The sequence below is a fragment of the Alsobacter soli genome, assembly GCF_003004785.1.
Classification (GTDB): Bacteria; Pseudomonadota; Alphaproteobacteria; order Rhizobiales; family Beijerinckiaceae; genus Alsobacter; species Alsobacter soli.
Genome location: NZ_PVZS01000001.1, coordinates 79,347 through 94,148, shown reverse-complemented (window position 1 = coordinate 94,148; position 14,802 = coordinate 79,347). Strand labels below are relative to the sequence as shown.

At 70.5% G+C, this 14,802-nt stretch carries 17 protein-coding genes; 10 read left to right on the top strand and 7 right to left on the bottom strand.

Annotated features, from left to right (window positions below; translation table 11 throughout):
- Positions 1-91: 91 nt before the first annotated feature.
- A complete protein-coding gene (locus SLNSH_RS00460; RefSeq protein WP_106334679.1) occupies positions 92-604 on the top strand; it encodes a response regulator in 513 nt (170 codons plus the stop codon).
- 77 nt (positions 605-681) lie between these two features.
- On the top strand, positions 682-1,089 hold the full coding sequence (locus tag SLNSH_RS00455) for a (R)-mandelonitrile lyase (RefSeq protein WP_106334678.1): 408 nt from the start codon (positions 682-684) through the stop codon (positions 1,087-1,089).
- 6 nt (positions 1,090-1,095) lie between these two features.
- Here the strand turns inward: SLNSH_RS00455 and SLNSH_RS24780 are convergent, their stop codons facing one another.
- Positions 1,096-1,248 (bottom strand): hypothetical protein, encoded by a 153-nt coding sequence (locus tag SLNSH_RS24780; protein ID WP_158266631.1) that lies wholly within the window; start codon positions 1,246-1,248, stop codon positions 1,096-1,098.
- Positions 1,249-1,583: 335 nt separating this feature from the next.
- Here SLNSH_RS24780 and SLNSH_RS00450 point away from each other — a divergent pair, with 335 nt between their 5' ends.
- On the top strand, positions 1,584-1,763 hold the full coding sequence (locus SLNSH_RS00450) for a hypothetical protein (protein ID WP_146140140.1): 180 nt from the start codon (positions 1,584-1,586) through the stop codon (positions 1,761-1,763).
- 6 nt (positions 1,764-1,769) lie between these two features.
- On the opposite strand, the gene spdA is transcribed toward SLNSH_RS00450, so the two are convergent.
- Genes spdA through mnmA form a run of 3 tightly spaced genes read right to left on the bottom strand, consistent with a single transcriptional unit; the run spans position 1,770 to position 4,424 of the window.
- Positions 1,770-2,555, bottom strand: a complete 786-nt coding sequence (gene spdA, locus SLNSH_RS00445; RefSeq protein WP_106334676.1) for a 2', 3'cyclic nucleotide phosphodiesterase SpdA — start codon at positions 2,553-2,555, stop codon at positions 1,770-1,772.
- Positions 2,552-3,238 carry a class I SAM-dependent methyltransferase gene (locus SLNSH_RS00440; RefSeq protein WP_245421918.1) on the bottom strand — a complete coding sequence of 229 codons (687 nt, stop codon included), beginning with the start codon at positions 3,236-3,238 and terminating at the stop codon, positions 2,552-2,554. Before SLNSH_RS00440 ends, spdA begins: the two co-directional genes overlap by 4 nt.
- Position 3,239: 1 nt before the next feature.
- A complete protein-coding gene (gene mnmA / locus SLNSH_RS00435; RefSeq protein WP_106334675.1) occupies positions 3,240-4,424 on the bottom strand; it encodes a tRNA 2-thiouridine(34) synthase MnmA in 1,185 nt (394 codons plus the stop codon).
- Between the two features lie 719 nt (positions 4,425-5,143).
- On the opposite strand from mnmA, the gene SLNSH_RS00430 reads away from it, so the two are divergent.
- The 7 genes from SLNSH_RS00430 to flbD all read left to right on the top strand — a co-directional run bounded on the left by SLNSH_RS00430 (position 5,144) and on the right by flbD (position 11,607).
- Positions 5,144-6,322: a flagellar hook-length control protein FliK gene (locus SLNSH_RS00430; protein ID WP_146140139.1), complete on the top strand. Its 1,179-nt coding sequence runs from the start codon at positions 5,144-5,146 to the stop codon at positions 6,320-6,322.
- Positions 6,323-6,336: 14 nt separating this feature from the next.
- On the top strand, positions 6,337-7,008 hold the full coding sequence (locus SLNSH_RS00425) for a flagellar hook assembly protein FlgD (RefSeq protein WP_106334673.1): 672 nt from the start codon (positions 6,337-6,339) through the stop codon (positions 7,006-7,008).
- Between the two features lie 111 nt (positions 7,009-7,119).
- The gene (gene sciP / locus SLNSH_RS00420) at positions 7,120-7,395 is read left to right on the top strand and encodes a CtrA inhibitor SciP (protein WP_106334672.1); all 276 of its coding nucleotides are present in this window, start codon (positions 7,120-7,122) and stop codon (positions 7,393-7,395) included.
- A gap of 162 nt (positions 7,396-7,557) precedes the next feature.
- Positions 7,558-9,216, top strand: a complete 1,659-nt coding sequence (gene fliF / locus SLNSH_RS00415) for a flagellar basal-body MS-ring/collar protein FliF (RefSeq protein ID WP_106334671.1) — start codon at positions 7,558-7,560, stop codon at positions 9,214-9,216.
- A gap of 25 nt (positions 9,217-9,241) precedes the next feature.
- Positions 9,242-9,862 carry a FliH/SctL family protein gene (locus SLNSH_RS00410; RefSeq protein ID WP_106334670.1) on the top strand — a complete coding sequence of 207 codons (621 nt, stop codon included), beginning with the start codon at positions 9,242-9,244 and terminating at the stop codon, positions 9,860-9,862.
- A gap of 15 nt (positions 9,863-9,877) precedes the next feature.
- Positions 9,878-10,234: a flagellar motor switch protein FliN gene (fliN, locus tag SLNSH_RS00405; protein WP_106334669.1), complete on the top strand. Its 357-nt coding sequence runs from the start codon at positions 9,878-9,880 to the stop codon at positions 10,232-10,234.
- An 11-nt stretch (positions 10,235-10,245) separates the two neighbouring features.
- Positions 10,246-11,607: a sigma-54-dependent transcriptional regulator FlbD gene (flbD, locus tag SLNSH_RS00400; RefSeq protein ID WP_106334668.1), complete on the top strand. Its 1,362-nt coding sequence runs from the start codon at positions 10,246-10,248 to the stop codon at positions 11,605-11,607.
- An 18-nt stretch (positions 11,608-11,625) separates the two neighbouring features.
- Here the strand turns inward: flbD and SLNSH_RS00395 are convergent, their stop codons facing one another.
- From SLNSH_RS00395 to SLNSH_RS00385, 3 genes are all read right to left on the bottom strand, one after another.
- Positions 11,626-12,072, bottom strand: a complete 447-nt coding sequence (locus SLNSH_RS00395) for a BLUF domain-containing protein (protein ID WP_106334667.1) — start codon at positions 12,070-12,072, stop codon at positions 11,626-11,628.
- A gap of 127 nt (positions 12,073-12,199) precedes the next feature.
- A complete protein-coding gene (locus tag SLNSH_RS00390; RefSeq protein ID WP_106334666.1) occupies positions 12,200-12,952 on the bottom strand; it encodes a hypothetical protein in 753 nt (250 codons plus the stop codon).
- A gap of 71 nt (positions 12,953-13,023) precedes the next feature.
- The gene (locus SLNSH_RS00385) at positions 13,024-14,790 is read right to left on the bottom strand and encodes a M14 family metallopeptidase (protein WP_106334665.1); all 1,767 of its coding nucleotides are present in this window, start codon (positions 14,788-14,790) and stop codon (positions 13,024-13,026) included.
- Between the last annotated feature and the right edge of the window lie 12 nt (positions 14,791-14,802).

The window sequence follows — 14,802 nt, the reverse complement described above, 5'->3', positions numbered from 1 at the left end:
GCGATGTCCTGAATGTAAGCATTTCGTGCCATTCATCCTTCTTTCACGATATGCCGCCATCCTCACAACCCAGAGATGTGGGATGGATTGAATGGCCTCGCGCGCTGAAGCCTCTTCGCCGACGGTTCCAAGCTTCACGCTTGCCGAGCGGGCCGGGGCCGTTCTGGTGGTGGACGACAGCGCGACCATGCGCACGGTGGTCCGGCGAATCCTGAACCAGCTGGGCGTGGAGAACGTGCTTGACGCTCCCGACGCGGCGAGCGCCTTCACGATCATGAACCAGAAGCCGTTCGGGGTTGTGATCTGCGATGTCCAGATGGAGCCGCATAGCGGCTTTCACCTTCTGCGAGCCGTCCGCGAGACGCCGGAGATCACCGAGACGCCATTCGTGATGATGACGGCCAGTCTCGACGCCAAGAATGTCGAGGTGGCCAGGCACCGTGGGGCGGACGCCTATATTCTGAAGCCGTTCTCGGCTGACGCCCTGCGCCAGAAGATGGAGCAGGTTCTACCCATGGGCCGCTACGTGGAGGCGGCGGAGCTGGTTGCGCTTACGCCCCAGGTGGTGGATCGCCGCGTGCGGACCTTCTCGGGTTCCCGCTAGCCTTCCCATCGCGAAGCCCGCCGCTGGCGGCGCCGCCCGCTTCGTGCATGATCGTCTCCCCCAGAGGAGATATCCCCATGGACATTCGGCCTGCAGGCGACATTCCGACGAAACGCGCGCCAGCTGACGCCTTCACCGGCGTGGTCTGGCAGGATCCGATCATCGAAGCGCCCGGGCCCGCGCGCGTGCGGGCGGCCAGGGTCACCTTCGAGCCGGGCGCGCGGACGGCATGGCATACCCACCCCCTCGGGCAGACCCTGTGGGTGCTGTCCGGCGTGGGTCGCGTCCAATCGTGGGGCGGGCCGGTGCGGGAGATCAGGCCAGGCGACGTGGTATGGATCCCGCCTGGCGAAAAGCACTGGCATGGCGCTTCGCCACAGCACGGAATGACTCACCTGGCCATGCAGGAGGCCGACAACGGCGCACACGTTCGCTGGATGGAGCACGTCAGCGACGCGGAGTACGACGCAACGCCCTCGCGCTAGAGGCGATCAGCGCTCTCCCCGCATGGCGAGAGTCCAGCGCCGCCGGTAGCCCGGGGTGCTGAGGTCGATGTTGGCGGCGGCCGCTTCTGCGGCCGGGAGCGGCTCGAGCAGGAACACCGAATCATCGAAGAGGGCGAGCTCCTCCTGCACCATGCGCACGGCTTCATCTGATGACTTTGCGACTGCCAGATGATAAGTTCTCACAGGCGATTGCGCGCCGGACAGTCCGGCTGCGACCACATAAGCTTTCACGCCGCTCCTCCTCGTGCATTCTTTGTGGACTGATTAGGGCCATTTTGACGGTTTTTCGCCCTTCAGTTGTTTAAAATAAAAATGTTTTATGTATGATGGGGCGCTTACGAGGCGATCCTTGAATCGCCTCGTCCATAATAAATTCGGGGGCAATATGTTCGGAAAATGGGAGCAAGGCGTCAAACTTGTCGCGACCCTGATCGCGAACGGCGCCCGACGCTTTCGCCGGTCCCGTGACCGAGATGGCTGAAAACGTGCCTTTTGACCTCGACCGTGATTTTTCGGCCTACGATCGGGATTGCTACCTCGCGCTGGCGCAGTCCATCCTGGACGCGATGCCTGCCGACCTCGCGATGCCTGCCGACCTCGCGCAGGCGTCCCGGGCGAGGGAGCCCGCGCTCAGCTTCTGCGCGGTCCGGTGATCGCCTTCAGGCCCGTCCGGGAGGACGCGACAGCTCGTAGTCGTCCGTGTGAACGATCACGCCGTCCGGACCCAGCAGCAGGATGCCGTAGGCGCCGGGCTCGTCGACGGACAGATGCGTGTCGCGCGCCTCGAGGTCCATGGGCTGCTGGTGGACCGGGCTCTTGAAGATCGCGAAGGGCGTCCCGGCGTGGACGCCGGAGATCGTGCGGTGCACGTGCCCCGCCACGACGAGGCGAACGTCGTGGCCTCTGAGGGTCTGGTGGAACGCATCGCCATTCTGCAGGGCAATGGCGTCCATGCCCGGAAACCCGGTGGGGTGAGGCGGGTGATGCATGAACACGATGGAGGGGCCGCCTTCGGCGAGCCTGGCGCGCAGCCACGCGAGGCGAGCCTCGCAGAGCCGCCCTTCGCCGCGGCCCTGCTCGACGGTGTCCAGCAGGATGAGCGTGTAGCCGCCCACCTTTAAGGCCTCCTGGACGAAGCCGTCTGAGTCCCGGGCCGCTCCCGGAAAAGCCTCGAGAAAGGCCTGCCGGTCGTCGTGGTTGCCGATGGTCAGGCTCAGGGGCGGGCGCAGCCGCCCGAGCAGGGTTCGGACACGCGCGTAGGAGGCCGGGTCGCCTCGATGGGCGAGGTCGCCCGTGACGACGACGCGGGCGGCGTCGCCGTGATGGCGATTGATGTGGTCGATCGCGGTCGCCAGGCGGGCGAAGGGATCGAGGCCGATGATGTCGCCGCCTTCCGGCACCATGTGCAGGTCGGTGAGGACGATCAGCTTGGCGGGCGCTGTCATGGGATCGCCGGAGCGGTTGTGGCCTCGAACTGGGGGGCGCGCACGGCGTCGGCCTTGCGGATCCGGATCAGCGTGAACAGGTCCAGCGGCGGCAGCGCACGGCGCTCCACCAGCGCCATGTCGGCGCGCCCGTCGATCCAGCCGCCGATCACCGCGAAGGGGAATTCGGGCCGCCACCCGAGCCGGGCCCCGTGGCGCGCCAGCCAGGCTTCCGCGCGGGCGCGCAGGCCGGTTTCGGCGCCGACGTGGTTGACCAGGACGATCTCGCCGCCGGGCTTCAGCACGCGGGAGAGCTCGTCCAGGGTGGCGTGCGGGTCCGGCACGACCGTCATGACATAGGGCGCCACGACGGCGTCGAAGCAGGCGTCCGGGAAGGCGAGGCGGGTCGCGTCCATGACGCACAGCCCGGCCACGTGGGCGAGGCCCTCGCGGCCGACCCGCTCCTGCGCCTTGCGCAGCATCGGCTCGGAAAGGTCCACGCCGACGATGCGGGTGGCCTTGCTCCAGAGCGGCAGCTCCAGGCCGGTGCCGACGCCGACGTCGAGAACGACCCCGCCGGGCCGCTCGGATGCGGCGACGGCGGCGCGGCGACCGGGGGCCATCACGGCCGTGAAGGCGAGATCGTAGACCGGGGCCCAGCGGGCGTAGGCGGCCTCCACGGCCTTGTTGTCGAGACCCGCCACCTCAGCGGCCCGCGGCGGCTGCGGCGAGGCGAGGCTCCGGCGAGAAGACCACGTCGGGCGTCGCCCCGCTGATCACGCCGCCGCCGAGCACGCGGGCCGTTGCCTCCGCGGCGTCGTAGAACACGCAGGCCTGCCCGGGGGAGACCCCGTATTCGCCGGACAGGAGCTCGACCTCCAGCGCGCCGCCGCGGCGGCGCAGGATCGCGGGCTGGGGCGGGCGGGTGGAGCGCACGCGGACGGCGATCTCGACGCCTTCCTCGGGAATGGCTTCGAGCGGGCCGTCGCCCAGCCAGTTCACCTCCCGCAGCTGGATGACGTGCGTGGCGAGCGCCTCGCGCGGTCCCACCACCACGCGGGCCCGTTCGGCGTCGAGCTTCACGACGTAGAGCGGCTCGCCGGTGGAGACGCCCAGCCCGCGGCGCTGGCCGATGGTGTAGCGGATGACGCCGTCGTGGGAGCCGAGCACCCGGCCGTCCAGGTGGACGATCTCGCCCGGGGTGGACGCCTCGGGCTTCAGCTTCTCGATGATGTCGGTGTAGCGGCCCGTCGGCACGAAGCAGATGTCCTGGCTGTCGTGCTTGTCGGCCACGGAGAGGCCGAACTCGCGGGCGAGTTCCCGCACGCGGGGCTTCTCCATGCCGCCGAGGGGGAAGCGCAGCAACGAGAGCTGCTCGGGGGTGGTGGCGTACAGGAAGTAGCTCTGGTCGCGGTCGGGATCCACCGCGCGATAGAGGCCGCGGGAGCCGTCCGGCAGGCGGCGGCTTTGCACGTAGTGGCCGGTCGCCAGCGCCTCGGCCCCGAGCTCGCGCGCGGTATCCAGCAGGTCGCGGAACTTGATCTGCCGGTTGCACTCGATGCAGGGCACGGGCGTCTCGCCGGCCAGGTAGCTGTCCACGAAACGGTCGATCACCTCGTGGCGGAAACGGCTCTCGTAGTCGAGCACGTAATGCGGGATGCCCAGGCGCTCCGCGACGCGGCGGGCGTCGTGGATGTCCTGGCCGGCGCAGCAGGAGCCGGCCCGGTGCACGGCCTCGCCATGGTCGTAGAGCTGCAGGGTGACGCCCACGACGTCATAGCCCTCGCGCTTCAGCAGCGCGGCCACCACGGAGGAGTCGACGCCGCCCGACATCGCGACCACGACGCGGGTCTCTTCCGGCCGGCCCGGAAGATCCAGGCTGTTGAGCATGAGCTTTTCACACCAAGGATGGCGGGCCGGCGCGCGGCCCCGTTGCGTTGCACTTTACAGGCTGCCGCCCTGCGGGGCCAGCCTGCCGGGCGGACCCGGCAAAAGCTGCCGGCGCGGCAGGATATTCCGGAGCGCCTCGGCCGAGCGGTCCCGCCAAGTGACGGAAATTGCGGGCGAAAACATGGCGGCCGGCGTGGCAAGCCGCTTGCAGGCCCGGCAGGGCGCAACCTGTTTCGAGCGTCATGTCCGCCACAACCCATTCCGTATCCGCCCATCGATCATCCGCCCGAGCCGCGGGCGCGCCCCAGCCGCGGCGCGCGCCGGAGAGGCCGGCCGATTTCTCCAGCCTGGTTTCGGGCCAGAGCGGGGCCGACAGCGCGCAACCTGCGCCCGCCTCGGCGGCCGCCCCCGCAGCTTCGGCGTCGCGCCAGCAGTCTGGCGGGCGGGCGGAGCGCACAGGCGGGGATGGTCGTGACCGGGCGGCCACCCAGAGCAAAGCTTCCTCAACCGATGCGCCGGCCCCTGCGCCTGCGCGCCAGGCAACGGATCAGGACGCGGGAGGCGCTCCTGCGGACCAGGCGAAGACCGCAAGCGGGCTGGGACCCGATGGGGCTGGTGCTGCAGCGGGGTCGGACAACGCGAAGGCGGAGGAGGATGCGAAGTCCGATCTGGCGGCGGTGGATGCTGCCGCGATCGCGGCGCTTTCCGAGGCCGGCCCCGTGACCGCGCCCCCACCCGAGGCTGCCCCGGCGCAGGCGCAGACCGCTCCGGATGTCCCGGCGGCGGCCGCGATCGTTCCGGCGGCGCCCCTTGTTCCGGGAGCGCCTGCCGCGCCCGCCGCGCAGGCCGAGTCCAATGGGATCGACATCGAGGTCTCAGCCACGCGCCCGAGGGCGACCGGCGGGGCGCAGGGGGGCGGCGGCGCGCCTGTCGCCGCCAACGGCGCCAAAGGGGCTCCTGCCGGCGATCCGGCCCAGCCGGACGCGGCCGCCCAGACCGCCGGCGCAGATGTCAGCCAAGCAACTGCAGGCCAGCCCGGCGCGCCGGCTGGCAAGTCATCGCCCGAAGACGCGGCGGACGCCGCTTCGCCGGTCGCAGCCGACAGGCCGGAGCATCCCGCCGCGAAGCTGACGCAGGCGCTTCAGCCTCCATCCCCGACGGCGCCGGACGCGTCCGCCAAGGCTGAGCCGACGCCTCCGGCGGTCGCGCCCGAGGCGCAGCGCCTGCCGCCGCCCGCACCGCCGGCCACCGCGCATCGTGCGGCGGCCGCAGCCGAAACCGCGGGGGCCAAAGGCGAGAAGAGCGACGCGAAGGCAGGCGCATCCTCGCCTTCCGACACCTTCCCGGCGTCCTTCGTGCTGGACCCTGCCGGGGCCGGTCCGGCGCGGCCGACCGCGGACGCAAGCTCCGCTGCGCCCGCGAGCGCCGCGCAGGACCCGCGCTCCGCCGCCTCGACGGCTCCTTCCGTGCCCCTGTCGGCGGTTCCCATCGAGATCGGGATGCGCGCGCTGGGCGGCGCCCAGAGCTTCCAGATCCGGTTGCACCCGGAGGAGTACGGGCGCGTCGACGTGAAGCTCGACATCGACGGGGACGGGGCCGTGACGGCCCAGCTCGTGGTGGACCGGGTCGAGACGCTCAATCTGCTGCAGCGCGACGCCAAGACCCTGGAGCGCGCCTTCGAGCAGGCGGGGCTCAAGACGTCCGACAACGGCCTGCAGTTTTCGCTGAACACCAACTCCGGCGGGCAGAACGCCCAGCAGGACCAGGCTGGGCGCGACCAGCCGACCCGCCGCCTCGCCCTTCGCGAAGACGCCAGCGGCGCCCCGGCGCCGGTCGAGCTCGCGGCGGCGCTGCGGGGATACCGGTCGTCCGCCGGCGGCCTCGACATCCGGATCTGACAAGGACCATCGCCATGACAACGGTCGGATCGACCTCATCCTCGAGCAGCACGAGCTCGACCAGCAGTTCGTCGTCCGACAAGAGCATGCTGGCCAACAACTTCGACCAGTTCCTTCTTCTGCTGACGACGCAGCTGAAGAACCAGAACCCGCTCGATCCGCTCGACACGAACCAGTTCACCCAGCAGCTGGTGCAGTTCGCGTCCGTGGAGCAGCAGATCAAGACCAACACGCAGCTCACGAGCCTGCTCGCCGCCACCAAGGCGTCGACGGCGACGAACGCGCTCAACTTCGTCGGCAGCACGATCACGGCGGACGGGGCCACCGCGCACCTCTCCAATGGATCGGCCACGTGGAGCCTCAATGCCGCCAAGGCGGCCCAGGCGACGATCTCGGTGAAGAACTCCAGCGGAGACGAGGTCTACTCCCTCACCAAGAGCCTGTCGGCCGGGGCGCAAACCTTCACATGGGACGGGACCAGCAATTCCGGCGTGAAGCTTGGCGACGGGGACTACACCATCTCCGTCTCGGCGAAGGACACGTCGGGGACTGGCGTGACGGTGACGACCCAGATCCAGGGCGTCGTGGATTCTGTCGACCTCACGAGCGACGTGCCGATGCTCAAGATCGGCGGCGTCTCCGTGCCGATCAACAACGTTCTCACCATGCGGAAGAGCGGAACGTGATGGGGTTCCATCGCGTGAAAACTACAGGTTGCGCTTAGGCAATTTTTAAGTGAGGCGGTCGTATGCTCACCTTCGACACTGGTCAGTCGAGTTGTGTTGTGTGAGCGTACAATGACCGAACCCTACCGCCCGAGGGCGAAATATGTGATCGGACCGGACGGAAGCCCGCTGACGATCGCGGACTTGCCGCCTTCCAACACGAGACGCTGGGTGATCCGGCGCAAGGCCGAAGTGGTCGCCGCGGTGCGCGGCGGGCTTCTAAGCCTGGAGGAAGCCTGCAACCGCTACACCCTCACGGTGGAGGAGTTCCTGTCCTGGCAGGCGTCCATCGACGAGCACGGCCTGGCGGGCCTGCGCACCACACGCATCCAGCAATATCGCCACTGACCTTCGGATTTCCCGCGAAAGCGCCGGCCTGCCGGCGCTTTCTGCGTTTCAGGCGCTCCTTCGCCGGTGCCCCCATTAACCCTCTGCTAACCCTGCGCCGGGCAAATATTGCCTAGCTGGCGGAGGTGGCCGCCGGCCGTGGTTGCGAGTCGGGGCAGAGGCTTGAACGGCCTGATCGAATTCCTGAACAAGCTGGGTCCGGCGCGGATCGCCGCCATGGGAGCGGTGACGCTGGCGCTCGTCGGCTTTTTCGCCTTCGTGATCATGCGCGTCACGCAACCGACCATGGGCGTCCTGTACGCCGACCTGGGGCCGGAGGATTCCAGCGCCATCGTCAGGGAGCTGGACCAGCGCGGCGTCAAGTACGAGCTGCGCGAGGACGGGCGGGCGATCGCGACGCCGAAGGCCGACATCCCGCGCCTGCGCATGGACCTCGCCGGCAAGGGAATGCCCGCCGGCGGCAGCGTCGGCTACGAGATCTTCGACAAGGGCGACGCGTTCTCGTCCACGAGCTTCGTGCAGGGCGTCAACCAGTTGCGGGCGCTGGAGGGCGAGTTGGCCCGCACCATCCGGTCGCTGAGCCGCGTGCAGTCGGCGCGCGTGCATCTCGTGATCCCCGAGCGCAAGCTCTTCATGCGCGACCGGGAGCCGGCGAGCGCCTCCATCGCGCTCAAGGTCTCGGGCGACCTCGACAGCTCGCAGGTCCGCGCCATCCGTCACCTCGTGGCCTCGGCGGTCGAGGGGATGAAGCCCGAGCGCATCTCCATCGTGGACGAGCGCGGGCGCCTGCTCGCCGACGGCGCGCAGGGCGACAACGGCGGCCCTGCAGCCGTGGAAGAGAAGCAGCAGAACTACGAGCGGCGGCTGCGCACGCAGGTTGAGGAGATCGTCGCCAGCGTGGTGGGCCAGGGCCGCACGCGCGTGCAGGTCTCCGCCGAGATGGACCTCAACCGGGTGCAGCAGACCTCGGAGAGCTTCGATCCCGAAAGCCGGGTGGTCCGCTCCACGCAGACCCGCAACGAGAGCCAGGCCACCACGGAAGCCAAGGACGGGCAGGTCACCGTCGGAAACGAGCTGCCCGGCGCCAAGGGCGACAACGGCGGCCAGCAGAAGGACGCCTCGCAGAAATCCGAGGAAATCGTCAACTACGAGATCTCGCGGACGACGCGCACCGAGACCGTCGAGGGCGGCCGGGTCAAGCGGCTGTCCGTCGCGGTGCTGGTGGACGGGGTCTACGGCAAGGGCGCGAACGGGGAGGTGACCTACCAGCCCCGCACCCAGGAGGAGCTCGACCGCATCACCGCCCTGGTGCGCTCGGCCATCGGCTACGACAACAAGCGCGGCGACCAGCTCGAGGTGGTGAACCTGCGCTTCGCCGAGGCCCCGCCCGTGCTCGACACGACGCCGGCGGCCGGAGGCATCATGAGCCTGCTCGTCCCCACGCGCGACGACATCATGCGCGGCATCGAGCTCGCCGTGCTCGCCCTGCTGGTGCTGATCGTCACCCTGGTGGTGGTGCGTCCGCTGGTGCGAACCATCCTGGCGCCGCTCGCGCCGCAGCCGCGCCTGGCGGAAGCCATCGCCGGCTCCGGCGCCGCAGCGGGCAGGCCCGGCGCGATCGCAGGCCCGGCCGGCCCCGGCGGCGCGCCCGCGATCCCGGTTTTCGAGGAGACGGAAGCCGGCCGCATGCTCGACATCGCCCGCGTGCAGGGCCAGGTGCAGGCCCGCTCGGTGGAGCGCATCGGCGAGATCGTGAAGGAGAACCCGGCCGGGACGGCGACCATCCTGCGCCAGTGGATCAACGAGGAGGCCGGCTCTTGACCCGCTTCCCTGACGTGAGTTCGCGATGAGCAGCGCCCAGAAATTCGCCTTCGGCGAGGACTTCGGCACAGACCGCCGCAGCCAGGCGATGCGCCGGCAGGCCGACATGGACCGCCTGCAGCAGGCCGAGCAGGACGGCTGGGCGCGGGGCCGCATGGAGGGCCGGCGCGAGGCCGAGCAGGAAGCCGCGATGCGCATGGCGAAGGCGCTGGAGCAGATCGCCGGCGCGGCGGCGGGCGTGCTGTCCCACCTGGATCGCGAGACGCATCGCCTGGAGCAGGAAGCGGCGGAACTCGCGCTCGTGTTCGCCCGCAAGTTCGCCGGCGACCTCCTGGACCGGGAGCCGCTTGCGCCGCTCGAGGCGGCCGCCGCCGAGTGCTTCCGCGAACTTGCGGGAGCCCCGCACCTCGCCGTCCGTGTGCCGCCGGAATTCGTCGACCAGGCCAAGGCGTCCCTCGACCGCAAGGCCCAAGAGCGCGGCTTCGCCGGGCGGCTCATCGTGCTCGGCGAGGACGGCATGGCGCTGGGCGACTTCGTGATCGAATGGGCGGACGGCGGCATGCGCCGGGACGCCCAGGCCTTGGAACGCAACATCGCGGAAGCCATCCAGCGCCACCTCGGCGCGGCCGGCCCGCGCAGGTTCTGATCGGAGACGACCGCGATGGCGGGACCCGACGACATCCCTCTCCCCAACCTCAAGGGGGGCGACATCGACCTCGGCTTCGCGGACGACGCCGGAGGGGCGTTCCGCGACGAGCCCGTGACCGGCAAGGTCGCCGAGGACCTGGAGCACGTGTTCGACGTGCCGGTGAACGTCTCGGCCGTGCTGGGGCGGACCCGCCTGGAGGTGGGAGAGTTGCTGCGGCTCGGCCCCGGGGCCGTGCTGGAGCTCGACAGGCGGGTGGGCGAGGCGATCGATATCTTCGTCAACGACCGCCTCGTGGCGCGCGGGGAGGTGGTGCTCGTGGAGGACCGCCTGGGCGTGACCATGACCGAAATCATCAAGGCCGACCGGTAGGAGATCTGATCATGCGGCTTCTCATCGCCGGCGCCATGAAGGGGCCTTTGGCCCAGGCCACCAAGATCGCCATCGAGCGCGGCGCGAGCGTGCTCAACGCCGAGAGCGTCGACCAGGCGCTCAGCGTCCTGCGCAGCAAGGGCGCGGACCTCGTGATCATCGATGTCGCGTTGTCCGTGCGCGAGCTCGTGGGGGCGCTGGAGGCCGAGCGCATCCGCACGCCGGTGGCCGCCTGCGGCACGGGCACGGACGCGCGCGCGGCCGTGGCCGCGATTCAGGCGGGCGCGCGCGAGTACATCCCACTCCCGCCCGACCCCGAGATGATCGCGGCCGTGCTGGAGGCCGTGTCGCGCGATACGCGGGCCTTCGTGTTCCGCGACCCCGCCATGGAGCGCGTGGTCAAGCTCGCGGACCAGGTGGCGCGCTCGGAGGCGTCGATCCTGATCACGGGCGAGAGCGGCGTGGGCAAGGAGGTGATCGCCCGCCATGTGCACGCCCGCTCCGGGCGCAAGGACAAGCCGTTCATTTCCGTGAACTGCGCCGCGATCCCGGACGCGTTGCTGGAATCCGAGCTGTTCGGCCATGAGAAGGGGGCGTTCACGGGCGCGGTGGCCAGGCGCATCGGCAAATTCGAGGAGGCCTCCGGCGGCACGCTGCTGCTGGACGAGATCTCCGAAATGGACGTGCGGCTGCAGGCCAAGCTGCTGCGCGCCCTGCAGGAGCGCGTCATCGATCGGGTGGGCGGCGGCAAGCCCGTGCCTGTCGACATCCGGGTGATCGCCACCTCCAACCGCAACCTCGCCGAGGAGGTCCGGAAGGGGACATTCCGGGAGGACCTGCTCTACCGGCTCAACGTCGTGAACCTGAAGGTCCCGCCGCTGCGCGAGCGCACGCAGGACATCCTGGAGCTCGCCAACCACTTCGTCCGCAAATACGCCGACGTGAACGGCGTCCCGGCCCGGCCGCTGTCGCCCGACGCGCGGCGGGCGCTGCTCGCCAATCCGTGGCGTGGGAACGTGCGCGAGCTGGAGAACGCCGTGCACCGGGCGGTGCTGCTGGCCGTGGGCGAGGAGATCGGCGTCGACGCCATCCTGACGCCCGAGGGCGAGGCTTTCGGGCATGCCCCGCGCGATCCGGCCGCGCGGGCTCTGGAGACTGCGGAGGCGACCTCGCGGGCGCTGGTGGGGCGCACGGTGGCGGACGTGGAGCGCGAGCTGATCCTCGACACGCTCGACCACTGCCTCGGCAACCGCACCCATGCGGCCAAGATCCTCGGCATCAGCATCCGCACGCTGCGCAACAAGTTGAACGAATACAGCGCCGAGGGGATTCCGATCCCCGCTCCTGGCGAAAGCCGGGTCGCGGGGCTCTGACGCTCCGCGCCCGGGGACTCAGGCGGACGGCCTGAGCCCGGGCTGCCTGGCGACCTCGCGGGCGTGCAAGGCGAGCGCCACCGCGAGGACGCCACGCGGTCCCAGCCGGTCCGGCTCAAGGGACGACATGCCCTGGCGGGCCATGACCTCCTTCAGGTCGTCGAGCCACAAGGTGGCGCCCATGGCCCAATTGGGGAAGGCGCGGCGGGGCTCGGTCGTCCTGTCCAGCAGGATGAGATCGCCATGGCGCGGGTCCGCGCCGATCCGGGCGTAGGTGCGGGCCACGACGGCCTCCTCGCCTTCGAGAATCTGGGCGAACACGCGGTCGTCAAACACCATGTAGCCGGTCACGCCGTCCCGGGCGTTGTTGCGGATCGACGCCTGGAGGATCTGCTTGATGGCCTTGAACCCGTCCTGCGGCGGGATGCGGCGGGTGGACCAATAGGTCAGTCGCGTCAGGGGCATTCTGCCAAGTCCCGGGGGCGCTGGGCGCAGCAGGCCGTGGGGGTACGGGCCCTTCAGCGCGCCGCAGCGCAACCCTGGATGGCACGATGGGGTGAAAGGATGAACGTTACGTATCTTTACGTAGCGCTCACTTCTTGGTCACCCCGCAGCCGCTGCAGATGCTGCCCACCGCGGCCTTGTCGGAGGCCTCGCGGGATTTCTGCACCTCGGAGGGACGGTCGACCGCGCGCACCCCATTGGGGTTGACGTCGGCAGAGCGCGGCCCGGCGGGCTTCTTGCCGGTCTGCGCCTTGCAGGCCTCGATCATCTTTGCGGTGAAGTTGCTCGGGTTGGCCAGCACGTCATCACAATTGCCGCGGTCGGCGGCGGCCGTGCCGCCGGCGCCCGGGCCGCTCTGGGTGGCCGCGGCGCCGTTGGTTCCGACGGACCCGGCGCCCTGGGCTGACGCGCCTCCGTTGGTGTTCGACGGGTTGTTGGACAGCGTCGAGCCCTCGGGGCCGCCCATGTTGCGGGTTGCGTTGCTGGGCGCCGTGGCGCCCGTGCTGGTGGGCTGCCCGGCCCCGGGCGCCGGGGCGGCGCCGGTCGGCTGGTTGGGCCCCGACAGCAGGGTGCCTGGAGGCGCTGCGAGCGAGCCGGGGGCGCTGCCCATGCCGCCGGTGCTCGGCGATGTCGGGCTGGCGCCGCCGATGGATCCGGACGTGGTGGCCCCGCCCGTCGATCCGGCGCTGGAGCCGCCGGCGCCGCCGCCGGAGCTTCCTCCGGAACTACCGCCCGAACTCTGGGCGAGAACGGGGGCGATCGCCGTCGCGGCCGCCAGGGCGAGGCCGAGGCCGAGGGCGGGAAGGCTGCGGCGCAGGGTGAATTCGCGAGTGCTGGCCATGGCGGGCCTCACGGCTGTGGCTGGGGTCTCGGACCTCAACGCCGCGCCCCGCCCGCGGTTGCCTGCGGCCCTCAGGCCGAAGCCGGTCGGCCCGGCCAACGGCCGCCTGCGACATCCTCGGCCAGGAGGTCGCGCGCGAACAGCGCCGCGCGGGCCTGGGTCACGTGCGCGAGCCGGAAGGCGGCGCCATGGATGGTCTCGTCCGGATACTCGGTGATGAGCTGGAGCGGGGTCGGCTGCGCAGGCCGCTCGGCCATCATGCAGGCGAAGCCGTTCAGCACGGGGAAGCCGATCGCGCCGGCGTGGGCCCGGTAGGCCGCGAGCTGCGCGGCGTTGAAGGCGGCCAGCTCCGCGTCCTCCGCCAAGCGGGCGGTGAGGCGTTCAAGAAAGTCGAGGCCGTAGGCGTCCAGGCCGGGGTGATGGCGCAGGATCAGGAAGAAGCCCTTCGGGATGGCCCAGGCCTCGAATCCGCGCGGGACATAGCCGCTCAGGGGCCGCGTCCATTCGTGGGCGGGGTAGCCGTGCAGGTTGATGTGCAGCAGGGCGCCCGTGGCCCGGATCGCTTCGTTGCGGGCCGCCTGCTCGAGGAAAGGCGGGGCGACTCGATATTCGAGGTCATCCCCCAGAGCCGTGTAGCGGGCGGCGTGGTGCATGTGGTGCGGGGCCGTCCCGATGAGCTGCTGGTGCAGCGCGTAGCCATCCGGATTCTCGGCCGGGATTACGGCGAAGGCCGCACCGGCGTCGCGCAGGGCCGCCGCCGCGCGCAGGGCGCCGACCACGCCGGACGTCTCGTTGGCGTGCTGGCCGCCGGTGACCAGAACCGGCGGGCCCTCGCCGGCGACGATGACGCCGCGGACGGTCCGACCCTGGCGCGTGGGTGCGGCGATCGGCGTCCCGGCGAACGCATCCAGCGCGCCCTGGACGCCGGCCAGGGGAGGGGGCGTGTCGCAAGCCGCCCAATCGGCCTCAGGCCCGGCGACCGGATCGTCCGCTTGCTCGTGGGTGGCCAGGGTCACGCGGACGCGGGTGGGGCCCTCCGTTCCAACGATGTCCGGAACGATCTGGCCCGGGCGCAAGGTTCGGTCGCCGTCCGGGCGGCCGCTGCGACGGTGGAAGAACTCCAGCAGCGAGAAATAGAGCTCCTCGTGCAGGGCCTCCCGGGTGCTCATGCGCTCGGCGAAGACGGGCAGATCGTTCTCCACGCCTCCGATCTCGACACGCACGCGCAGCGCGTCGAAGAACGGCTCCTCACGCGGCCAGCGATGGGCCGAAACGGCGGCCATGACGGCGTCGAAGGCGAGTTCGTAGTCGCTCGCCAGCGGCTCGTCGCAATCCTCGACTGCGTCCGCGCTGCCCCGAACGCGCAGCCAGGCCGAGGGGCACAGGGCGTCTCGGCCCAGGGCGTCGCGGCGGAGGCGGTTGGGAAGGAACACGGAATGGGTGGTGGAGCCCTGGCGCGTGTCGACGAGGAGTTCGCAGGCCGGCTCCGGGCCGGCCGGCTCGGCCGCGAAAGCCCCGAATCGAGACAAGGCCGCCAGCGGGTAAGCCTCCATCAGGAAGCGGCCGGGGTTCGCCTCTGGGCGGACCGGATAGCGCAGCCGGAGGCTCGCATCTTCCGGCACGCCCTCCTCCAGCACATGGTGGACCAGCGGCTTGTAGGCGCTCCGGAAACGCGCACGGACGCCGTGGCGCGCCAGCGCGGCCTCGGCGGCGGCGCGAGCCTCCCCGTCCTCGAACACCCATGCCTCAACGCGAGCGCCCCGCAGGGCGGGACGGCTCAAGCGCTCGACAAGGACGTCGATGGTGCGCGGGATCTCGATGTCGAGCAGGACGGTCATGGGGCCTCCTTG